This window comes from Bacillus cereus group sp. N6 (assembly GCF_016483705.1).
GTDB lineage: Bacteria > Bacillota > Bacilli > Bacillales > Bacillaceae_G > Bacillus_A > Bacillus_A wiedmannii.
In genome coordinates this window covers 1-22,426 of sequence record NZ_JAEHBI010000040.1, presented here as the reverse complement: position 1 = coordinate 22,426, position 22,426 = coordinate 1, and the positions used below count along the sequence as shown (strand labels likewise).

Below are 22,426 nucleotides of genomic sequence, written 5' to 3'. Positions count from 1 at the left end.
TGTATTATTATAAATTCTTTGTTATTTTCGCATTAGTTCATTATAGTATAGATATAAAGAACGAATAGCAAATAAACATAACAAAAAAGCTTTATTTTACATAATAAGAGGATGTGTATACGATGTCATTACAGACTAAATATATAGCGGGTATTTCGCTTGGGGTTATGGGAGTAGGTTTTGCGGCTTCTATCCCTTTTCAAGGAACGGTAGCTGGAGAGATTATACAAGGGGGATTTGAAGCTGGATTAGTTGGTGGACTTGCGGATTGGTTCGCAGTTACAGCATTATTCCGTCATCCGATGGGAATTCCAATTCCTCATACAGCGTTATTACCTAAAAATCGTAAACGAGTAACGAAAGGGCTCATTCATACGTTAGAAAATGAGTGGCTGACGAAAGAAAGTATTACGAATAAAGTAAAAGAAATGCAGCTAGCGCAAATGGTACTGCAAATCGCTGAGAGAGAAATGCAGTCTGACGCTGTGAAAAAGGGAATTGTAAAAATTGCTGAGAAGGCGATTGTTACAATAGATACGGAAAAGTTAGCAGTTATTATTGAAAAAGAATTAAAAACGTATTTGCATACAATTAATACAAGTAACATATTACAAGTGCTTGTTGATCAATTGGTAGTGCAAGAGTACGATGAAAAGACACTGGATTACATATTAGTAAAAGTGAAAGATTGGACAGCGCAAGATGAAGCACGTTACCAGCTCGGAAGCTTAGGTATGAAGGCGATGGAAAACATAAAAGTAGATGGATTTTTACAGTTTACTTTGAAATCGTTTATGAATATTGTAGATGAAGATAAAATTGGCGGCATTTTGCAGAAATTTATTATTAGCAATATTAACAGCTTACAAGATGCAGATAATAGTACGAGACAACTTATATTATCGAAAATCCGTCAAGAAATTATAAATGTAAAAGAAAATGAAGCTTTACTACAAGAATTAGAAAATTGGAAAGGAAAATGGATTGCCAATTGGAATGCTACTGACAAAATTAAAGAGATGCTGGAGCAAGTGCAACAAAGGGCAATTACTTTTGTGAAAAACGAAGAGTTTACGGATAAATATGTTATTCCATTTTTACAAACACAAATGAATAAAATAAAAGAAGATGAACAGACTGTTCAAAAAATAGAAGATTGGTTACAAAAACAAGTTGTCACACTTGTGGAAAAGAATCATTCGAAAATCGGAAAACTTGTACAAGAAAACCTTGATAAGTTAGATGATAAAACGTTAATTGAAATGATTGAAAATAACGTCGGTAAAGATTTACAGTGGATCCGAGTAAACGGGGCTGTTTGCGGATTTATGATTGGATTAGTGTTAGAAGGAATTAAAGCGATTATATGAGAAAAACCTTCCACAATTGTGGAAGGTTTTTATTTTTCAATGATACTCATATTGATATTATAAGCTTTTTCAATATTTAACTTGTACGTCCCATTGCCTGTTTTAATCGAATTTTTATACCAATGTTCTTGTTCGTTGAATTCTTTATTTTCTTCTGAAGTATTCTCTTCTTTTTTCGTTAAATCTTCAACTTGTTCCCAAGGTGTGTTTCCGTGGGATTCTTTTTTGTTTGTTATGGCGATTAAAGATACATCGCTTTCTTTTGCTAAATGAACAGATACATGTGAACTTTCTTGTACAAACCAATTATTTTGTAATTGACCAGGATAAAGGGATAGTTCGTTATTTGAAGCACGAACTTCTACATTTTTATTTTGCGGAAGAACGAGTGTTGGTTTTACCTGTGGTGCTGAATTCCATAACGTATGTTGAACTGGTAATGATTTTAAAGTGATATACATCGTTTCCCCAGCCGTTTGAACTGAAAGGAAATCTTCTTGTTTTAAATTAAGTTTTTCATTAGCTTTCGTTGTCATTTCATATGTTCCAAGAAGGTGAATTTGATTTGTATCATTACCCTCTATTGTTAGAGGGTGCTGTCCTGCATCCACTACAATTTTTTTGATAGATTCAGGTATATCAAGTTGTCCACTTGGAATATTACTCGTTTGGCGAGTGGTATGAATAGAATGACGAACTTCATCTAGTAATCCAGTTGATAATAAACAGTAAAAAGCAATTCCAACGCTTCCTAAAATACCGATAAAGAAAATACTAAAAATATCATATTTAATAAAGGATTGTTCTTTCTTATAAAATAGAAGGTATAGTAAAATTTCCACGCCAAGAATAATAAGTAAAACAGGCCACCAAGCTGTTAAGGAATCTAATACCTCAGTACCTTTTATAACTGAAAATAGTAAGAAGCAACCTAATGAAATAATAGAAAGCCCCATTGAAAATGTTCCAACGCGCCATGTTCTCATTCTTTTGTACCACCTTTGTTTTCTTTATTCCCAAGTAACAATTTAAAGCCGCCACCAATTAAGAGGAGTGCAACGATAGATGTTTGGAAATAGCGATAATATAGCTCGCTAAGATGAATGTTAAATATAGTTGCAAAGTAATCATTCAAAATAGGAAGGAGTGTTTGATCTAATAAATAATAACCACCGAGTGTAATTAACCCAATACCGATCCATCTTTGATGATTGATAAAATAATCAATGATAGGTTCGTCATGTACACGTTCTTTTCCATACTTTGCAGTTTGCTGTAAAGCGTCAAAGAAGCTATAGAACCAAATGATTGGAACTAAAAATAAAAACGCAGAAAGTCTTAATAAGTCAAGTAAATAGATGGAAAGTAAAAAGGCTGCCATAAGCTGAAGGCCGCGGCGTTGTAAGCCTAAATACATATGTCCTGCCCCGGGGAACATCGCTAAAATAGAAGCGAATGTTTTACTTTTCTTTCCTTGTTCACGGTGTTCTTCAAACTCTTCGAAAATAGTACGATCATCTAGTTGCTCGCCACGTTCTTTTTTCTGGAGTTGCTGAACAACATCGAAGAAATTGTAAATCCATAAAACAGGTAATGTTATAAGGAAGATAAGGAAACTTTCTTGTGATGTTAAAAGTGCAACGAAAATAATCATACTTCCGATCCCTGTGCAAGCTACTAAAAATGTAAGTCCACGTTGCATAAGCCCTAATTGGAAATGACCAAGTCCAGGGATGATGGATAGGAGAATGATATAAAATCGTTCGCTTTCTTTAGAGGACTCTGTAAATTCTCCGGCTGCTTGTTTTTTCGATTGGTTAATAATAGTGATAACTAAATCTAATAAATTGATTGCCCATAAGACGACTAGTAAAAATAGAGAAAGAAAAGCAATATCACGCGCACCTAATGCTATTGTACAAAATGCTGCAAAGATAAATAGAAATACAGCCCCTCCACTATATAAAATAAACCGTCCAAATTTCTTTAAATATAAATGTCCAAGCCCGGGAATTAGCCCTAATACAAGTGCTAAAAAGGGATTTTTATTCATGTTTTGAACCTCCGTCCTTTTTTGATGTGTCGACCGATTTGTTTACAATTTGTTGTGAGATAGAAGACTCGTTATGTTTTGAAGATTTCTCGAAATTTGATGTCGCTGTGAAAATATACTGGAATAAACCACTTACCATAAAAATAATTGTAGCCGCAGTCGCAATTATGTAGTGAATAATGGTGCGCTTTAGTGAGTTTGTTTTTATATTTTCATTAGGTTGTAGCGTTTCAAAATTAATTTGCGTCATAACTTCGTTCGTAAATGAAACATCATTTATCATTGGAAGGTTTTCATGTTGTTCATCGATACTTTCCATATAAAGTGCTAAACAATGATCACATTCATAAAGGTGTTCTTCCATAGATTCACGTTCATTGCTTTCTATAAAATCTAAAGTATAATTGCGCCAATCCTCTTTTGAATAATGCATCATAGAAACTCTTCCTCCTTCCAATGTTTTTTAATCCATTTTCTTGCCCGGTACAGTTTCATTTCGACTGTTTTCACTTCGATGTTTTCCTGTAAAGAAATTTCTTGATAACTTTTTTCTTCTAAGTAATGTGCGAGAACGACGTCACGGTAATTCTCGGGAAGTTCTCTCAGTTTTTGAGCAATGAGTAATTTTTGCTCTTTCGTCAATAATAAATCCTCAACGTTATGAGAGGATTTTATATTTTCCTCAGTTTCTTTACATAAGGAGAGTTCTTCATTTTCTCTAGCTTTTTTCCTCTTATAATCAATAGCGTGATTGGTGGCAATACGCGCCATCCAAGTTTTTAATCCGCGAAATTGATAATTAGGGAGAGAGGCGTGAATTTTTACGAATACTTCTTGTGTAACATCTTTCGCATCTTCTTCATGTCTTAAAATAGAAAAGATAACTTGAAAAATATAATGACGATATGTTTGCACAAGGATACGAAAAGCGTGTTCGCTTCCTTGCTGTGCTTTTTCAATTAATTGTTTTTCCTCAATGGGTCTCTCCCTCCTTTTTGACGCATTCTATTATATAGACGTAAGAAATGATCGGTCACCCTACACATGTTGTAAAAAAAGAATAATATATTTTTAGGAAGGAAGCTATACGAAAAAAGGTGTGAAAAAATGGTAAAGAGAAGTATATAATGAGCAAGTAGGAAATGTTACGTGAAGAAAGGATGTGAATATTAGTAGGGGAAGGTCCATACTAACAAACATGAAAATTAAAATATTAATAGCAGATGATAATTCTTTTATTAGAGAAGGCATGAAAATTATTTTAAATACATATGAAGAGTTCGAAGTTGTAGATACAGTAAATGATGGGAAAGAAGCAGTGGAATATTGCAAAAAGAACGACGTTGATATCGCTCTTTTAGATGTTCGCATGCCAAATATGAACGGGGTAGAGGCAACGAAATTCATTTGTGAAGGGACGAAAACGAAACCGCTAATTTTAACGACGTTCGATGATGATGAATATATTTTGGACGCAGTAAAAAACGGGGCGAAAGGTTATTTATTAAAAAATAATGATCCAGAGCGTATTCGTGATGCAATAAAAGGAGTATATAACGGTCAAACTGTTATGCAAGATGTAGTGCTTGATAAAATTAAGTGCAATTTAATGGAAAGCAAAGAGGACGAATGTAAAATAGATACAAGTCTTTTTACAGAAAGAGAACTTAGTATTATCGCATTAATTGCGAAAGGTTTCTCGAATAAAGAAATTTCAAAGCAACTTTTCATATCAGAAGGAACGATTGCAAATTATATTACATCAGTTTTAGGGAAAACTGGACTTGAACATCGCACACAAATTGCGATTTATTATTTAACAGGGAAAGTAGATTAAAGATATGGAATTTTGGTTAATTGTAAGTAAATTAATTGTCTTTATTTATATTGTGTTTAGTTACATTTATTTAAATGTTGTGAACTTACCGTGGATTATACTTACTTTGCTTTTATATCTTTCTGTAAATGTGCTGATCTCTATATTTAAACAAGATACGTACAAAAACATATTATCTAGTCTGTCAATTGGCATAGTTATGTTATTTACATGGAAGGTTCATCCGTTTTTTATTTTATTTTTACCATTGAACTTATATGAAGTTATATTTCGTTATATAGAGAAGAAATGGCAGCTCTTTATCATTATGATGATTCCTATTATCTTTACAGAAGAAAGTATTCGAATGACATATGGATTAATTGTTACATTTTCTTTCATCGTATTAGCTATGGCAGAACGGTATATATCGCGTGTATTAAAGCTTGAATCACAAAATGATAAGATGCGAAAAGATATGCAGCGGCTGACGAAAAGCTTAAATGAAAATAAAGAGTACATAAAGCAATCAGAGTACACATTTAAGTTAGAAGAGAGAAATCGGTTGTCACAAGAAATTCATGATAAAATTGGCCACTCGATGACAGGGGCGCTAATTCAAATGGAAGCAGCAAAGAGATTAATGGGGATAGATAAAGAAAAATCTGCCGAGTTATTACAAAATGCAATTCATATATCGAAAGATGGAATTGAAAGTATTCGAGTTACATTAAAAAATATGAAGCCACCAACGGAGCAAATTGGCATTCATCGTATGAAATTATTCATAGAGGAATTTGCCGGTAAGCATGATATAAATATTCCTTTCGTATATAAAGGGAATTTAGATATGATCTCACCGATTCAGTGGAAGATTATCGGTGAGAATGTTACGGAGGCACTAACGAACGCGATGAAATATGCTGATGCGACAGTCATTTCAATCGATATTCATGTACTTAACAAGATGGTGAAAGTACAAGTGAAGGATAACGGAAAAGGTGCAGCTCTCGTTAAGAAAGGTCTCGGGATTATGGGGATGGAGGAGCGAACAGCATCAGTAAACGGAAAAATTATTGTAGATGGAACAAGTGGCTTTTCAGTAACAATGCTGTTGCCGATATAAGAAAATGGGACGAAGATGAATCATCTCATATGAAAAAGGTGAATAATCTCATGTGAAAAGAATGAACTTCTGCACTGAGCAGGTTCATTTTTTTTGTTTATAATGAATAGCAGAGAAACCGAAATAGGGGTGAAATGATGAATACATTAGAAATTAAAAATTTAACGAAAAAGTTTGGTGATTTCATCGCGGTAGATAATATGTCTTTATCTATTAAAGAAGGAGAGATATTTGGCTTTTTAGGATCAAATGGTGCTGGTAAGAGTACAACGATAAATATGATTGCTGGGTTGTTAAGAAGTAATGAAGGTGAAATTAGCATATTAGGAAAAAATATAAAGAAACATAATCGATTTGCGAAGATGAATATCGGTATCGTTCCGCAAGATATTGCGATTTATGAAGAGTTAACTGCCTATGAAAATGTGAAATTCTTTGCTGGACTGTACGGGTTAAGAGGAGCTGAACTAAAAGCGAGAGTAGAGGAAGCACTTCAATTTGTGGGACTTAGTGATAAACATAAAAGTTACCCGAAAAACTTTTCAGGCGGGATGAAACGAAGACTGAATATTGCTTGTGCGATTGCTCATAGACCGAAGTTAATTATTATGGATGAGCCGACAGTTGGAATTGATCCACAGTCAAGAAACTATATTCTCCAGTCGGTTCGAAAATTAAATGAAATGGGCAGCACTATTATTTACACGAGCCACTATATGGAAGAAGTAGAAGAGATTTGTACGAAAATAGCAATTGTAGATCACGGTAAAGTGATTGCAGAAGGAACGAAAGAACAGTTAAAAGCGATTATTACTGATACGAAAGACATTTGGGTTGAAGTGAAGTCAGTAGAAAATTTAGATGTAGAAAAGTTAAAAGAGATAAACGGTGTGAAAGCTGTTCAAGTTGAAGAGAACGTAATCAAGGTAAACTCGGATGCAGGAGTAAATAATTTAAATAAAATTATTCAGCATTTCATTAATCATGACATTGAAATTCGTTCATTAGAGGAGCAGGCCCCGAACTTAGAAACAGTATTCCTTACGTTGACTGGAAGAAACTTACGAGATAAATAAAAGGTAAATGAAGAAAAGGTAAAGGGAGGTTCATCAATTGAACATCTTCAATATTGCAGTTATGCATATTAAAAGAGATTTCAGAGACGTAAGAACTTTAGTTTTTATGTTAGCATTTCCGATTGTACTAATGCTTGTGTTAGGAACAGCGTTAACGAATGCATTTGATAGCGATAGTCAAGCGATTAAAGATATACAAGTGCTCTACAAAGATGAAGCGAGTAGCACATTTTCTCAAACGTTCGAAGCATTTACGAAAGAAGTCGATAAATCGGGTATTCATTTTAAAAAAGCTTCAGGCAGTATAGATGGGAAAGAAGAAGTGAAGCAAAATAAATATGCTGCTTATGTAGAATTAAATAAAGATGGTGCGAAATTTTCCGGAAGTGACAAAAGTAGTATTGAGGGAAGTATTGTGGAAGGCATGCTTACAACATTTATTGATAAGTACAATGTAGCGGCCGAAGTTGCAAAAGTTGATCCTAGTAAGGTGAGCGCGGTTATTTCAAGTGGAAATCATAATGATTATATAAAAGAAACATCTTTACAAGCTGCGAAAAAGCCAGGTTCTATGGATTACTATGCGGTTGTAATGACGACGATGATTGCACTATATGCTGGGATGGGAGCGAGTTCTTTAATTCGTGGAGAACGAATACGTAAAACAGGAGATCGCCTCATTGCTGCGCCTATAAGTAAGGCTGAAATATTCATTGGAAAAGTACTTGGTAGCCTAGTAGCAAATGCTCTTTGCGTATTACTTGTCATGTTATTTAGTAAATTTGTCTTTCAAGCAAATTGGGGCGAACATCTTGGAATCATATTTATTATTTTATTAACACAAATCTTTCTAGCAATTAGCTTCGGTTTAGGGATTGGATATATTACGAAAACAGCTGAATCATCGAGAGCGATTATTCTTGTAGTTGTGCAATTAGCCTCTATTTTTGGTGGTGCATATTTCGTAATAGAAGAAAATTTCGTTACGAATTTATCACCATTAACGTGGGCAAACACAGCTGTTATGAAAATTATTTATGCAAATGATGTAGGAGCAGCGCTGCCAGTAATATGTTTGAATCTTGGCATTTCGGCACTCTTTTTATTAATTGCAATTATTGCATTACGTAGACGGGAGGGGCTATAGTATGAAAGATATTTTATGGCTCATACAAAAAACGTTATCTGTACTTTTGAAAAATAAAAAAGGGTTATTCATTATTATTAGTTTGCCGATAATTGGAACATTAATCTCCTTCTCAATGTATGGGAATGTCGGGCAAGGGACGTTAAATATCGGGGTTATAAATAAAGAAAATCAATCTATAGCAAATGATACGGTGAAATTTTTAGAAGGATTAAATCATGTAAAGGTAAGTAAAATTAAAGAATCTGAAGTAGAAGATAAACTCACTTCCAAAAAACTTGATGGAGTTATTACATTAGATTCTGGTTTTTCAAAAAGTGTTCAAGAAGGGAAACCAAATCATATTGAAATTTCATCGATTAAAGGTGATCAAGTAACAGGATTTATAAAATCATATTTATACAATTATATTGATAATATAGCAGCTATTAGTAAAGTAGCAGGAACAGATCAAAGTGCATTTGATAGTATGTACGCAGGATATCAAAAAGGTTCATTTAAAATGAAAACTGAGACGCTAGAAGATACTTCGAAAAATAAAGATATGACAAACCAAACGATGGGTTATCTTATTATGTTTATGCTATTTTCAGCAGCGAACTTATCAGGTTATATTTTAAAAGAAAAAGAAAATAGAACGTATTTTAGACTCTTATCAACGCCAATAGATGGGAAGAAATTCATATTATCTAATGTCGGGGTAAATATGATGATATTAACAGTACAAATTCTGATTACAATCCTATTCCTAACGAATGTTTTTCATACGAATATCAATATGCCTTTCATAGTGATGCTTGGCGTACTCATGCTATTTGCTTTAATAGCGATTGGAATATCGTTAGTGCTTGTCGCTTTTTCGAAAAACTCAGCATCGGCAAACGCACTGCAAAATATGATCATTGTACCGACATGTTTACTCGCTGGATGCTATTTTCCGTATGATATTATGCCGAAAGCAGTGCAAAAAGTAGCTGATTTTCTTCCGCAAAGATGGCTATTAGATACGGTATCAAAACTACAACAAGGAATTCCGATTTCAGATTTGTATTTAAATATATTAATCTTAATTGCCTTTGCGGTAGCATTCTTCTTAATTGCTATTTATAAGTTTGGAAGAAATAATGATGCGAGAAACTTTGTTTAATATGAAAAGGGTGTGACGTTAAGTCACATCCTTTTTTGTATGAAGCATGAAATCTAAATTGGAATGACAAAATAGAAGGGTAGAAAGAAAATGAGCGGAAGGAAATCAAAATGATTAAAAAAATATTGCGAGTTACTTCTATTATTATTGCTATTGTTGTTTTTATTTTAATTTGGATGCATATCGATGTTACTTTAGGTAGGAAAATGGAAGCCGGGAAAAACATGCCGACAGAGTATGCACCTCATTATAGTGATTTTCAATTATTTGTAGAAGGAAAGTCATTTTATAAACAGTTATTTACTGATATAAGGGAAGCGAAGCAATCTATTTACACGTACTTTTTTATTTTGTCGGATGATAAAAGTAGCCATACTTTTTTAAACTTATTAAAAGAGAAGGCAAAAGAAGGAGTAAACGTCTATTTATCCGTTGATCGCATTAATGATTTATCATTTGAAAGCAAGATGATAAGTGAATTGCGGGAAAGTGGTGTACATTTTACATATAGTAGAAAACCTGAATTGCCATTCGGATTTTATTCACTTCACCATCGTAATCATCGCCGTATTACGACGATAGATGGGGAGATTGGCTATACAGGTGGTTTTAATATAGGAGATGAGTATTTAGGGAAAGATAAGCATTTTGGATATTGGCGTGATTATCATGTGCGGCTTAGAGGAGAAGGAGCAAAAGATTTAGAAGAGCAATTCGCTTCAGATTGGAAACGAGATACGAAAGAAAATATAAAAAGAAGTACGAATAAAGCTAGTAAAGGGAATACATTACATACGATGACTAGCTACAATGGACATTACGTCGCTGAAAAGTATATCGAATTAATAAAACAAGCGAAGCATTCAATCGTAATTACAACACCTTATTTTATAGCGAAAAATAAAGAATTTATGAATGCTTTAATTGAAGCGCAAAAACGTGGTGTTACAGTGAAAATACTTTGGTCATATAAACCAGATATTCCTCTCATTAAAGAGGCAGCGTATCCTTATATTCGTCAAGCTGTTAATAATGGAATTAAAGTATATGGTTATAAAAAAGGAATGTTTCATGGGAAGTTAATGTTAATTGATAATGAACTAACTGTTATCGGTACAACGAACATGACTGCACGTAGCTTTTATATGAATGATGAGATGAATTTGTATATTCACGGTGGGACTATCATATCAGAAGTGAATGAGGCATTAACAAAAGATTTTCGTGATTCGAAAGAGATGACGAAACAATTTTTTGAGAAGTTATCGTTTTGGGAGCGTTGTAAGGAGAAAGTGGCAGGATTAGTGGATTTTTATTTATAAAGGTTAATGAAAAAGGATGTCTTTTATAGACACCCTTTTTTAATGAGAGATAATTAGTTTTCATGCACAAGCAATGAAGCATCATCATTAATCAATGTCCCCACATGCTCCCCTAAGCAAATTCTTTTCATTACACCAGGCTCATCAAAGTTAAAGACGTGTGCTGGTAAATTGTAATCACGAGCAAGTAATAAAGCGGCTTGATCCATGACTTGAATGTTTTGCCTAACAACATCGTTATAGTTTAGTTTTCTGTACATTTTTGCTGATTTATTATGTTTTGGATCACTAGTAAAGACGCCATCTACTCCTTGTTTTGCGACTAATATTGCGTCACTATTCATTTCAATGGCTCTTTGAACACTTGGATAATCTGTCGTAACGAACGGCTGCCCGTTACCGCCGCCAAAAATGACAACATAACCGTTATCTAAATGATGTACTGCTCTGAGGCGAATATAAGGCTCTGCTACTGCATTAAACGGGATGGAAGTCATAACGCGTACTTCTTTATTTGTTTTACTTGTTAAGACGCCGCGAAGCATTAAGCTGTTAATGATTGTACCTAACGTACCGATATTATCAGCTTCTACTCGATCAATGCCCCATTCTTCAGCTAGATGACCTCTGAAAATGTTACCGCCGCCGATGACAATGGATACTTCGATACCTAAGTCAATAATGGATATAATTTCGTTTGCGATATGTTCTAATCTTTTGGAGTTAAAGCTATTTCCGGATTGATCAGCAAGTGCGCCGCCGCTTAATTTAATTAAGACTCTTTTATATGGCTTCATAACAATTCCCCCTATATAGATCGCAATAAAAAAGGAACAAAGGCAAATGCCTTTGTTCCTTTTTAAGAAAATGAAAAAGAAAAGAAGAAGATAGGACGAATTTTTGTACATAATTTTTCATACCATCCACTCCTTTTCATTTCGATTTATTGTAAGTGTATATCTTTTTGATTATACGAAACAATCTGATTACTTATCAAGTATATTGTATCTCTTTTTAATAAAAAGGTGTCAATGAAAAAGAAAAGAAAAATTTTCGAATTTTTTGTGACGAACTTGTAGGTTTTTGTATGATTTTGTAGGTTCGCTTATAAGATGTGTGAGTAGCTTTTATAAATTCAAATTGAAAGCGTTCGCATGAAGGGGATGAACATAAATGAAAAAATTCGGATTGGCAACACAAATTTTTGTCGCGCTTGTTTTAGGGATTGTAGTAGGGGCAGTCTTTTATGGCAATAAAACGGCGATTTCTTATATTACACCAATTGGGGATATATTTATTCACTTAATTAAAATGATTGTAGTACCGATTGTTATTTCAGCATTAATTGTTGCAGTAGCTGGTGTAGGAGATATGAAGAAGCTTGGGAAACTGGGTGGTAAGACAATTCTTTATTTCGAAATTATTACGACGATTGCTATTTTAATGGGATTACTTGCGGCGAATATATTCCAACCAGGTACTGGCGTTGATATGAGTAATTTACAGCAAAGTGATATTTCTTCTTATAAACAAACGGCAGATGCTACAGAGAAGAAAGGATTCGCTGAGACGATTGTTCATATTGTACCGAAAAACGTATTTGAATCGATTTCACAAGGTGACTTATTACCGATTATTTTCTTCTCCGTATTATTCGGTTTAGGAGTTGCGGCAATTGGGGAAAAAGGGAAGCCTGTCTTTAACTTCTTTGAAGGTGTACTCGAAGCGATGTTTTGGGTTACAAATCAAGTTATGAAATTTGCACCATTTGGTGTATTCGCATTAATTGCGGTTACGGTTGCAAAATTTGGTGTAGCAACACTACTTCCTTTAGGAAAACTAGTGCTAGCTGTATACGTAACTGTTATACTATTCGTTGTGATTGTATTAGGTATTAATGCACGAATGGTTGGCGTAAACATTTTTACATTAATGAAAATTTTAAAAGAAGAACTCATTCTTTCATTTACGACAGCAAGTTCAGAAGCTGTTTTACCTAATATAATGAGAAAAATGGAAGAATTCGGTTGTCCAAAGGCAGTTGCCTCTTTCGTAATTCCGACAGGTTATACATTTAACTTGACTGGATCGGCTATTTATCAAGCGTTAGCGGCATTGTTTGTTGCACAAATGTACGGTGTGCACATGTCACTGACAGAGCAAATAACGTTATTATTCGTTCTCATGTTAACATCCAAGGGTATGGCGGGAGTTCCAGGTGCATCGTTCGTTGTTGTATTAGCAACGTTAGGTTCAATGGGGTTACCACTAGAAGGTATCGCGTTAATTGCGGGAATTGACCGCATTTTAGATATGATTCGCTCATCTGTCAATGTATTAGGAAATGCATTAGCGGCCATTGTTATGTCGAAGTGGGAAGGCGAATTCGATGATGAGAAAGCAAAACAATATGTAGAAACAGTCAAAGAAACAAAAGCAGCATAAGAAATCGTTAAGGAGTGAATAATCATGGCAACATTAACTGAAGTTAAAAATGGTGTTCGAATTGAAAAAGATTTTTTAGGTGAAAAAGAAGTACCGAATTATGCATACTACGGCGTACAAACAATGCGTGCAGTTGAAAACTTCCCAATTACAGGATATAAAATCCATGAAGGTTTAATTAGAGCGTTCGCAATTGTAAAAAAAGCTGCAGCGCTTGCTAATACAGATGTAGGAAGATTGGAATTGAGCAAGGGCGGCGCGATCGCAGAAGCTGCTCAAGAAATTCTTGATGGAAAATGGCATGATCATTTCATCGTAGATCCAATCCAAGGCGGAGCAGGTACTTCAATGAATATGAACGCAAATGAAGTCATGGCCAATCGTGCTCTTGAATTATTAGGAATGGAAAAGGGAGACTATCATTATATTAGTCCAAATAGTCATGTAAACATGGCGCAATCAACAAACGATGCATTCCCAACGGCGATTCATATCGCAACATTAAACGCATTAGAAGGTTTATTACAAACGATGGGGTATATGCATGATGTATTTGAATTAAAAGCAGAGCAGTTCGATCATGTTATTAAAATGGGTCGTACACATTTACAAGACGCTGTGCCAATTCGTCTTGGACAAGAATTTAAAGCGTATTCCCGCGTACTTGAACGTGATATGAAACGTATCAAGCAATCACGTCAACATCTATATGAAGTAAATATGGGAGCAACTGCAGTTGGTACAGGCTTAAATGCAGATCCAGAATATATTGAAGCAGTTGTAAAACATTTAGCTGCAATCAGTGAATTACCACTTGTTGGTGCAGAAGACTTAGTAGATGCAACGCAAAATACGGATGCATACACAGAAGTATCAGCAGCACTTAAAGTATGTATGATGAATATGTCTAAAATTGCGAATGACCTTCGTCTAATGGCATCAGGTCCGCGTGTTGGTTTAGCAGAAATTATGTTACCAGCTCGTCAACCAGGTTCTTCTATTATGCCAGGGAAAGTGAACCCTGTTATGCCAGAAGTAATTAATCAAATTGCGTTCCAAGTAATTGGTAACGACCATACAATTTGCCTTGCTTCAGAAGCAGGACAATTAGAATTAAACGTTATGGAACCAGTACTTGTTTTCAACTTACTTCAATCTATTAGCATTATGAATAACGGTTTCCGTGCCTTTACAGATAATTGCTTAAAAGGAATTGAAGCGAATGAAGATCGCTTAAAAGAGTATGTTGAGAAGAGTGTAGGGATTATTACAGCCGTGAACCCTCATATCGGTTATGAAGCAGCAGCTCGCGTTGCGAAAGAAGCAATTGCAACAGGTCAATCCGTTCGAGAACTTTGTGTGAAAAACGGTGTACTGTCACAAGAAGACTTAGAGTTAATTCTAGATCCATTCGAAATGACACACCCAGGGATTGCAGGAGCAACTCTTTTAAAGAAAAATTAAAAGAAGAGGGGGGACAATCCCCTCTTTTTTGTTTACAATATAGAAATGCTATATATGAATAGAGGTAGGGATGTTATGAGTAAGTTTACAGTAGCTTCTAATGGTTCATTAGAAACGACATTAAGAGGAGTAGAAGTATTATCAACACCACTTTTAAATAAAGGGGTCGCTTTCACGCAAGAAGAGAGAGAAGAATTAGGTTTAAAAGGGTTATTACCGCCAGCGGTTTTAACATTAGAAGAACAAGCACGCCGAGCGTATGAACAATTTTGTTCTCAGCCGGACGATTTATTAAAGAATGTATACTTAACAGCGTTACATGATCGAAACGAAGTGTTATTTTATCGTATATTAACAAATCATTTACGTGAAATGTTACCAATCGTATATACACCAACTGTTGGTGTAGCGATTCAAAGATATAGTCATGAATATCGTAAACCGCGTGGTGTATATTTATCAATTAACGATCCGTCGGGTATTGAAGAAGCATTTGCGAATATCGGTGCAACAGCTGAAAACATTGATTTAGTCGTTGTAACAGATGGAGAAGGCATACTTGGAATTGGTGACTGGGGTGTTGGTGGTATAAACATCGCAATCGGGAAATTAGCTGTTTATACGGCCGCAGTTGGTATCGATCCTAGCCGTGTATTACCGGTAATTTTAGATGTGGGTACAAATCGTGAGGAACTATTAAACAATCCATTTTATATTGGAAATCGTCACCCTCGTATAACTGGTGAAGCTTACGATGAATTTATTGATACATTTGTACAAGCAGTGAATAAACAATTCCCGAAAGCACTTTTACATTGGGAAGACTTTAGCTCTCGAAATGCACGAAAAATTTTAGATAAATATCGTCATGATATTTGTACATTTAATGATGATATTCAAGGGACAGGTGCAGTTTCACTTGCTGCTGTGTTATCGGCAGTGAAAGTTTCGGGTGTACCTTTAAGTGAACACCGCGTTGTTGTGTTTGGTGCTGGTACGGCTGGAATCGGTATCGCAGATCAAGTTAGAGATGCAATGGTCCGCGTTGGCGTATCAGAAGAAGAATCATATAAGCGTTTCTGGTGTATTGATCGTAACGGGTTAGTTACAGATAATATGGAAGATCTTCTTGATTTCCAAATTCCATATGCAAGAAAAGAAGCGGAAGTAAGTGAGTGGAAACAAAATGATGTGATCGGACTTGCTGAAGTTGTGAAGCATGTAAAACCGACAATTTTAATCGGTACATCAACTGTTGCAGGAGCATTCAAAGAAGAGATTATTAAAGAAATGGCTTCTCACGTAGAAAGACCAATTATTTTACCGATGTCGAATCCGACGCCACTTGCTGAAGCAAAACCAGCTGATTTAATCGAGTGGACAGAAGGAAGAGCATTAGTTGCAACAGGAAGTCCATTTGAACCAGTTACATACAACGGTGTAACGTATGTGATTGGACAATCAAATAACGCACTTATTTTCCCAGGTCTTGGTCTTGGAACAATTGTTGTACGTGCAAGCGTCATGACGGATGGAATGTTCGCAGCAGCTGCTGAAGCAGTTGCAAGCATGGTAGACACAAGTCAGCCAGGAGCACCTATTTTGCCAGAGGTTGAAGAGTTACGTAATATCTCGGAAATGGTTGCAATTGAAGTAGCGAAAGTTGCCGTTGCAGAAGGTGTTGCTAGAGAGAACTTAAGTGATAACGATATTAAGATTGCAGTGAAAGAAGCAATCTGGGAACCAGAGTATCGCCAAATAAAAGCGGTAGAAAAGGTTAGAATATAGAAATAAAGCCCGTTTATAAAAATAAGCGGGCTTTCACTTTTATTACCGAAAAAAGTATAGGAAGTGGCACCTTTGAATTGGAATCAATTATGGAAGAAAGATATATCCCTTTTAATTATATTAATGGTTGTTGTTCCGATTGCTGGAGAGCTTAATTTTCATCCTTTTAACGATACGTTTCGCGTTAGCTTTGGGACACCGCTTTTCTTCTTTTTATTATTATTTTTAAGAAGAATACCAGCAGCGGCTGCAGGTATTCTTGTCGGTATATGTGTCGTTTTATTCCGTGTATGCCTTGATTGGATCATGCAAGGTTCATTTCATATGACAGAATCATTTTATTTGCGCTATCCTGTGTTCTTTTATTATTTTATTTATGGAAGTCTTTTTTCACTTTGTAGGGTGAATAAGTTTCATCAGAAACCAATCGTTATTGGGTGCCTTGGAATTACAATTGAAATTATCGCAAGTATGTCAGAACTTGCGATTTATCATATGGTAGTACTCGGTACAACAATAACAGTTTCTGAAGTGAATAAATTAATTATTATTGCTATTTTTCGTAGTTTCTTTGCACTTGGCTTTTTAAATATGATGATTTTATATGAAACGAAATTAAAAGAGTCACAAGTCCGAAAAGAAAATGAAAAAATGTTCATGCACCTTTCAAATTTATATGTAGAATCTGTTCACTTGAAAAAAACGTTACAAAATGCAGAATTGATTACACAAGAAGCATATCAACTATATCGAAATTTACAGACAGACGATGATTCCAGTAGTAAAACAGCATTGAAAATAGCAGGAGAAGTGCACGAAATAAAAAAGGATAATCAAAGGATTTTTGCAGGATTATCTAAACTGTTATTAGATAAAAATGTGACTGAGTATGTAGAAGGACATGAGCTTACAGAAATGATCGTAAGAATAAATGAGAAATATGCTGAAATGCTAGGGAAAGATATACGTTTTTCAAAACATATAGAAGGTGAACACGCTGCATATCACGTGTATACAGTGCTATCAATCTTTAATAACTTAGTTGCCAATGCAGTGGAAGCAATTGAAGATAGAGGTCTCATTCGTATTAAGTTATATAAACGAGAGCAACATGTAATCTTTGAAGTAATTGACGATGGCCCTGGTATTGCACAAAAGTATAAGAAATTAGTATTTAAGCCAGGGTTTACTTCCAAGTATGATCAAACAGGAACACCGTCAACAGGTATTGGACTTTCTTACATACACGAAATGGTAACAGAGCTCGGCGGAGAAGTAAGGTTAGAAGACAATGAAACTGAAAAAGGGTGTAAGTTTATCGTTTGTTTACCGGAGTGCAGTTTAAAGCGGGAAGGGGAATAGGTTTGTTTTATTATATTGTAGATGATGATGAAGTTTTCCGTTCAATGCTTTCGCAAATTATTGAGGATGGCGATCTTGGGGAAGTAATTGGAGAATCGGAAGATGGAGCGTTTATTGAAGCAGAACAGCTAAATTATAAAAAAGTAGATATTTTATTTATTGATTTACTAATGCCGATGAGAGACGGCATTGAAACAGTTCGTCATATAGCGTCTTCATTTACTGGGAAAATTATTATGATTTCCCAAGTTGAATCGAAACAGCTCATTGGTGAGGCGTATACACTTGGTGTGGAATATTATATTACAAAACCACTAAATAAAATAGAAGTAGTATCTGTTGTACGAAAAGTGATGGAGCGTATTCGTTTGGAACGTTCTATACATGACATTCAAAAATCATTAAATAATGTGTTTCAGTGGGAAAAGCCGCCAATGCGTAGTGAAACAGTACAAGAAGGAAAAAAGATATCAGATTCAGGACGCTTCTTACTAGCAGAGCTTGGTATTGCGGGAGAGAACGGAAGTAAAGATTTACTTAGTATGCTGGAATATTTATACGGACAAGAAAAGGCGCAAACATTTGAATTTGGCTTTCCTGCGTTAAAAGATATTTTTCACTATATTACGATAAAAAAATTAGGGGATGAAGCTTTACATACGGATATTGATAAAGAGAAAAAAGCATCTGAACAAAGAGTGCGCAGAGCAATTTATCAATCATTGAATCATTTAGCCTCCCTCGGACTAACAGACTTTTCAAATCCAAAATTTGAAAGCTATGCTCCGAAGTTTTTTGATTTCACTGTAGTTAGAAAACGGATGACAGAAATGACAAAGGATGAAGTAGCAACTTCTGGCCATATACGAATTAATACGAAAAAATTTATTCAAGTGTTATATTTTGAGGCGAAACGGTTGATGGAGATAGAGTGAAGAAGGTGCTTATAAATAAGCATCTTTTTTTGTTCAATCAATATTTTATATTTTCTCGTAGAGCATGTAAAATGTTAAGTAAGAGAAAATGGTTTTACATTAAATAAATCGATTATAAAAGAAGTATGCGGAGAGACCTCATATAAAAGAGGCGAAGCTTATTATAAAGCAAATAAAGTAATCGTGAATCATTATGATGAAACGAAAGAAATTTGTGAGGCGACGGTAAAAGGGAATGAGGATTTTCATGTTACAGTAGAAAAAGCTAAAAAAGGTGATGTAGTTGCGAGATGTAGTTGTCCTTCATTAGCGTCTTTTCAAACGTATTGTCAACATGTTGCAGCCGTACTAATACAAATAAATTATAACCAGCAAACGGGCGGCATGTCCGAAAATATGAGCGGAAATGATCAATTAACGAGCGGGATGTTTCAGTTGTTTGCAGACAAACCACTTAGGCCAAAAAGTAAACAACACCGTTTTGATACACGTGAAATATTAGATGTGGCTTTTATATGTTCACCAGTGGATACGAAAAGTGGTGGGGCCCTTCTTGGAATTCAGTTAAAACTTGCGCAAACATATTTTATAAAGCATATTAGAGAATTTCTTTCTAAAGTGGAGAAAAGAGAGACTTTTCATTGTTCTAATGAATTTACATACACACCAGATGTACATAGCTTCAGGCGAGAAACAGATGCGGTTATTCAGAAGCTTATTAAAATGTATCATAATGAAAAAATGTATGAAGATGCGTTAGAAGTACATGCGAAACAAGATGAAAGTATGATATTCATACCGCCAGCTTCGTGGAAAGATATGCTCTCTTCACTTTCTAAAGTTGAGTATGTACAGCTGAAACAAAATGAACAACAGTTTCAGGGCTTACAAATTTCAAACGGTTTATTGCCATTACATTTTGAGTTTACGAAAGGAAATAATGGTGGATTCACACTTCATATAGACGGCCTAAATCGTGTTCAAGTGATGGAAATGTATAACAACGCTCTTTACGATGGGAAATTATATCATTTACCTATGGAAGATTGTATGCGACTTATTGAATTGCAAAAGATGATGAGTCGCTCAAATAGCAATCAGTTTTATATTCCTGAAAGTAAGATGGAACATTTTGTAGCGAAAGTTGTGCCAGGATTAATGAAACTGGGAACCGTACGCATTGATGAAGTAATATCAGATCGTGTTGAAACGCCGTCGCTAAAAGCAAAACTGTATTTAGATCGAGTGAAAAATCGTTTGTTAGCAGGTCTTGAATTTCATTATGGAAACGTCATGATCAATCCGTTAGAAGAAGACGGACAGCCGTCTGTTTTTAATCGTGATGAGAAAAAGGAAAAAGAGATTTTAGACATTATGAGTGAAAGTGCCTTCGCGAAAACAGAAGGTGGTTACTTTATGCATAATGAAGAGGCTGAGTATAACTTTTTATATCACGTCGTTCCGTCGTTAAAAGGCTTAGTTGATATTTATGCGACGACAGCAATTAAATTACGTATTCATAAAGGGGATACAGCACCACTTATTAGAGTGAGAAGAAAAGAAAGAATTGATTGGTTATCATTTCGTTTTGATATAAAAGGAATACCGGAAGCAGAAATTAAAGGTGTATTAGTGGCTCTTGAAGAGAAACGCAAATATTACCGATTAGCGAATGGTTCTTTATTATCACTAGAGAGCAAAGAATTTAATGAAATTAATCAGTTTGTAAAAGAATCGGGTATTCGGAAAGAGTTTTTACACGGAGAAGAAGTGAACGTTCCGCTTATCCGGAGTGTAAAATGGATGAACGGATTTCACGAAGGTAATGTTTTAAGTTTAGATGAGTCTGTTCAAGATTTAGTAGAAAGCATTCAAAATCCGAAAAAATTAAAGTTTACAGTGCCGCAAACTTTAAATGCTGTAATGAGAGAGTATCAAGTATACGGATTTGAGTGGATGAAAACACTCGCCTATTACCGTTTTGGTGGTATTTTAGCAGATGATATGGGACTTGGAAAAACGCTGCAAAGTATTGCTTACATAGATTCTGTGTTGCCTGAAATTCGAGAAAAGAAACTACCTATATTAGTCGTTTCACCGTCCTCTCTCGTTTACAATTGGTTTAGTGAATTGAAAAAATTCGCCCCGCATATTAGAGCGGTTATTGCAGATGGAAATCAAACAGAGCGGCGAAAAATATTAAAAGACATAGTGGAATTTGATGTCGTAATTACGTCATATCCATTACTGAGAAGAGATATAAGATCGTATGCGAGGCCGTTTCATACACTGTTTCTTGATGAAGCACAGGCGTTTAAAAATCCTACAACCCAAACTGCAAAAGCAGTGAAAACAATTCAAGCTGAATTTCGTTTCGGGCTAACGGGAACGCCTGTAGAAAATTCATTAGAAGAGCTATGGTCTATCTTCCATGTTGTATTTCCGGAATTATTACCAGGAAGAAAAGAATTCGGTGATTTAAGGCGCGAAGATATAGCGAAGCGCGTAAAACCTTTCGTATTAAGACGATTAAAAGAAGACGTATTACAGGAGCTTCCAGATAAAATAGAGCACTTACAGTCATCGGAGTTATTACCAGATCAAAAGAGACTTTATGCTGCTTATTTAGCGAAATTAAGGGAAGAAACGTTAAAACATTTAGATAAAGATACGTTACGTAAAAATAAAATTAGAATTTTAGCTGGCTTAACGAGATTGCGACAAATTTGTAATCATCCGGCTTTATTCGTTGATGATTATAAGGGTAGTTCAGCTAAATTTGAACAACTATTAGAGATACTAGAGGAATGCAGAAGTACTGGTAAGAGAATTTTAATCTTTTCTCAATTTACGAAGATGCTGTCTATTATTGGTCGTGAGTTAAATCGTCAAGCGATTCCATACTTTTATTTAGACGGGAGTACACCATCACAAGAACGTGTAGAGCTATGTAATCGGTTTAACGAGGGGGAAGGGGATCTATTTCTCATTTCTTTAAAAGCTGGTGGTACGGGTCTTAACTTAACGGGTGCCGATACGGTTATATTATACGATTTATGGTGGAATCCAGCTGTTGAACAACAAGCAGCTGATAGAGCATATCGAATGGGACAAAAAAATACAGTACAAGTTATAAAATTAGTAGCACACGGAACAATTGAGGAAAAAATGCATGAACTGCAAGAGAGCAAGAAAAATTTAATAGCCGAAGTGATTGAGCCAGGTGAAGAGAAATTATCATCAATCACGGAGGAAGAAATAAGAGATATTTTAATGATTTAATATAAAAAGCTATGCCTTTGAACTGCACCCCAATTGTTAGACACAGTCTAACAATTGGAGGTGCAGTTTTTTGTATGACAAAATTTACGAAGG

General features: G+C 35.0%; 18 protein-coding genes. 13 read left to right on the top strand and 5 right to left on the bottom strand.

The features are described from left to right. The first annotated feature begins 122 nt into the window (after nucleotides 1–122). Complete coding sequence (locus JDS99_RS22820; RefSeq protein ID WP_199695769.1) at nucleotides 123–1,370, top strand: DUF445 domain-containing protein; 1,248 nt, start codon at nucleotides 123–125, stop codon at nucleotides 1,368–1,370. Between the two features lie 29 nt (nucleotides 1,371–1,399). Here JDS99_RS22820 and exsE read toward each other — a convergent pair whose 3' ends face one another. From exsE to JDS99_RS22800, 4 genes are read right to left on the bottom strand one after another with little or no spacing between them, the layout of a single operon-like run. Then, nucleotides 1,400–2,356: an exosporium protein ExsE gene (exsE, locus tag JDS99_RS22815; RefSeq protein WP_199695768.1), complete on the bottom strand. Its 957-nt coding sequence runs from the start codon at nucleotides 2,354–2,356 to the stop codon at nucleotides 1,400–1,402. Further along, nucleotides 2,353–3,423, bottom strand: coding sequence for a hypothetical protein (locus JDS99_RS22810; protein ID WP_199695767.1), 1,071 nt, complete (start codon nucleotides 3,421–3,423; stop codon nucleotides 2,353–2,355). Before JDS99_RS22810 ends, exsE begins: the two co-directional genes overlap by 4 nt. After that, nucleotides 3,416–3,859 carry a hypothetical protein gene (locus JDS99_RS22805; protein ID WP_199695766.1) on the bottom strand — a complete coding sequence of 148 codons (444 nt, stop codon included), beginning with the start codon at nucleotides 3,857–3,859 and terminating at the stop codon, nucleotides 3,416–3,418. Before JDS99_RS22805 ends, JDS99_RS22810 begins: the two co-directional genes overlap by 8 nt. Beyond that, complete coding sequence (locus tag JDS99_RS22800; protein WP_240586988.1) at nucleotides 3,856–4,338, bottom strand: RNA polymerase sigma factor; 483 nt, start codon at nucleotides 4,336–4,338, stop codon at nucleotides 3,856–3,858. The genes JDS99_RS22805 and JDS99_RS22800 overlap by 4 nt, the downstream gene beginning before the upstream one ends. A gap of 283 nt (nucleotides 4,339–4,621) precedes the next feature. Here JDS99_RS22800 and JDS99_RS22795 point away from each other — a divergent pair, with 283 nt between their 5' ends. The 6 genes from JDS99_RS22795 to cls all read left to right on the top strand — a co-directional run bounded on the left by JDS99_RS22795 (nucleotide 4,622) and on the right by cls (nucleotide 11,057). Further along, nucleotides 4,622–5,260, top strand: coding sequence for a response regulator transcription factor (locus JDS99_RS22795; RefSeq protein WP_060489832.1), 639 nt, complete (start codon nucleotides 4,622–4,624; stop codon nucleotides 5,258–5,260). Nucleotides 5,261–5,264: 4 nt separating this feature from the next. Continuing rightward, the gene (locus JDS99_RS22790; RefSeq protein WP_060489834.1) at nucleotides 5,265–6,365 is read left to right on the top strand and encodes a sensor histidine kinase; all 1,101 of its coding nucleotides are present in this window, start codon (nucleotides 5,265–5,267) and stop codon (nucleotides 6,363–6,365) included. A 137-nt stretch (nucleotides 6,366–6,502) separates the two neighbouring features. Next, on the top strand, nucleotides 6,503–7,441 hold the full coding sequence (locus JDS99_RS22785) for an ABC transporter ATP-binding protein (protein ID WP_001093813.1): 939 nt from the start codon (nucleotides 6,503–6,505) through the stop codon (nucleotides 7,439–7,441). A 37-nt stretch (nucleotides 7,442–7,478) separates the two neighbouring features. Next, nucleotides 7,479–8,588: an ABC transporter permease gene (locus tag JDS99_RS22780; protein WP_199695765.1), complete on the top strand. Its 1,110-nt coding sequence runs from the start codon at nucleotides 7,479–7,481 to the stop codon at nucleotides 8,586–8,588. Between the two features lies 1 nt (nucleotide 8,589). Next, nucleotides 8,590–9,735 carry an ABC transporter permease gene (locus JDS99_RS22775; RefSeq protein ID WP_199695764.1) on the top strand — a complete coding sequence of 382 codons (1,146 nt, stop codon included), beginning with the start codon at nucleotides 8,590–8,592 and terminating at the stop codon, nucleotides 9,733–9,735. Between the two features lie 110 nt (nucleotides 9,736–9,845). Continuing rightward, nucleotides 9,846–11,057, top strand: a complete 1,212-nt coding sequence (cls, locus tag JDS99_RS22770) for a cardiolipin synthase (protein ID WP_199695763.1) — start codon at nucleotides 9,846–9,848, stop codon at nucleotides 11,055–11,057. Between the two features lie 53 nt (nucleotides 11,058–11,110). Here cls and pyrH read toward each other — a convergent pair whose 3' ends face one another. Next, a complete protein-coding gene (pyrH, locus tag JDS99_RS22765) occupies nucleotides 11,111–11,854 on the bottom strand; it encodes a UMP kinase (protein WP_048543321.1) in 744 nt (247 codons plus the stop codon). A 376-nt stretch (nucleotides 11,855–12,230) separates the two neighbouring features. Here pyrH and JDS99_RS22760 point away from each other — a divergent pair, with 376 nt between their 5' ends. The 6 genes from JDS99_RS22760 (at nucleotide 12,231) to JDS99_RS22735 (ending at nucleotide 22,333) form a co-directional block, all read left to right on the top strand. Continuing rightward, nucleotides 12,231–13,502, top strand: a complete 1,272-nt coding sequence (locus JDS99_RS22760) for a cation:dicarboxylate symporter family transporter (RefSeq protein WP_048543320.1) — start codon at nucleotides 12,231–12,233, stop codon at nucleotides 13,500–13,502. A 24-nt stretch (nucleotides 13,503–13,526) separates the two neighbouring features. Next, on the top strand, nucleotides 13,527–14,966 hold the full coding sequence (gene aspA / locus JDS99_RS22755; protein WP_048543319.1) for an aspartate ammonia-lyase: 1,440 nt from the start codon (nucleotides 13,527–13,529) through the stop codon (nucleotides 14,964–14,966). Between the two features lie 75 nt (nucleotides 14,967–15,041). Next, nucleotides 15,042–16,754 carry an oxaloacetate-decarboxylating malate dehydrogenase gene (malS, locus tag JDS99_RS22750; protein ID WP_002096733.1) on the top strand — a complete coding sequence of 571 codons (1,713 nt, stop codon included), beginning with the start codon at nucleotides 15,042–15,044 and terminating at the stop codon, nucleotides 16,752–16,754. 63 nt (nucleotides 16,755–16,817) lie between these two features. Further along, complete coding sequence (locus JDS99_RS22745) at nucleotides 16,818–18,116, top strand: sensor histidine kinase (RefSeq protein ID WP_079998372.1); 1,299 nt, start codon at nucleotides 16,818–16,820, stop codon at nucleotides 18,114–18,116. A gap of 2 nt (nucleotides 18,117–18,118) precedes the next feature. Continuing rightward, entirely contained in the window at nucleotides 18,119–19,051 is a 933-nt protein-coding gene (locus tag JDS99_RS22740; RefSeq protein ID WP_048543316.1) for a response regulator, read from the top strand. A 111-nt stretch (nucleotides 19,052–19,162) separates the two neighbouring features. Continuing rightward, a complete protein-coding gene (locus tag JDS99_RS22735) occupies nucleotides 19,163–22,333 on the top strand; it encodes an SNF2 helicase associated domain-containing protein (protein ID WP_199695787.1) in 3,171 nt (1,056 codons plus the stop codon). Nucleotides 22,334–22,426 lie beyond the last annotated feature (93 nt).

Bases quoted from the DNA above. Each gene is read 5' to 3' on its own strand.
- JDS99_RS22820 (WP_199695769.1), top strand. From the start codon at position 123: ATGTCATTACAGACTAAATATATAGCGGGTATTTCGCTTGGGGTTATG.
- exsE (WP_199695768.1), bottom strand. From the start codon at position 2,356: ATGAGAACATGGCGCGTTGGAACATTTTCAATGGGGCTTTCTATTATT.
- JDS99_RS22810 (WP_199695767.1), bottom strand. From the start codon at position 3,423: ATGAATAAAAATCCCTTTTTAGCACTTGTATTAGGGCTAATTCCCGGG.
- JDS99_RS22805 (WP_199695766.1), bottom strand. From the start codon at position 3,859: ATGATGCATTATTCAAAAGAGGATTGGCGCAATTATACTTTAGATTTT.
- JDS99_RS22795 (WP_060489832.1), top strand. From the start codon at position 4,622: ATGAAAATTAAAATATTAATAGCAGATGATAATTCTTTTATTAGAGAA.
- JDS99_RS22790 (WP_060489834.1), top strand. From the start codon at position 5,265: ATGGAATTTTGGTTAATTGTAAGTAAATTAATTGTCTTTATTTATATT.
- JDS99_RS22785 (WP_001093813.1), top strand. From the start codon at position 6,503: ATGAATACATTAGAAATTAAAAATTTAACGAAAAAGTTTGGTGATTTC.
- JDS99_RS22775 (WP_199695764.1), top strand. From the start codon at position 8,590: ATGAAAGATATTTTATGGCTCATACAAAAAACGTTATCTGTACTTTTG.
- cls (WP_199695763.1), top strand. From the start codon at position 9,846: ATGATTAAAAAAATATTGCGAGTTACTTCTATTATTATTGCTATTGTT.
- pyrH (WP_048543321.1), bottom strand. From the start codon at position 11,854: ATGAAGCCATATAAAAGAGTCTTAATTAAATTAAGCGGCGGCGCACTT.
- JDS99_RS22760 (WP_048543320.1), top strand. From the start codon at position 12,231: ATGAAAAAATTCGGATTGGCAACACAAATTTTTGTCGCGCTTGTTTTA.
- aspA (WP_048543319.1), top strand. From the start codon at position 13,527: ATGGCAACATTAACTGAAGTTAAAAATGGTGTTCGAATTGAAAAAGAT.
- malS (WP_002096733.1), top strand. From the start codon at position 15,042: ATGAGTAAGTTTACAGTAGCTTCTAATGGTTCATTAGAAACGACATTA.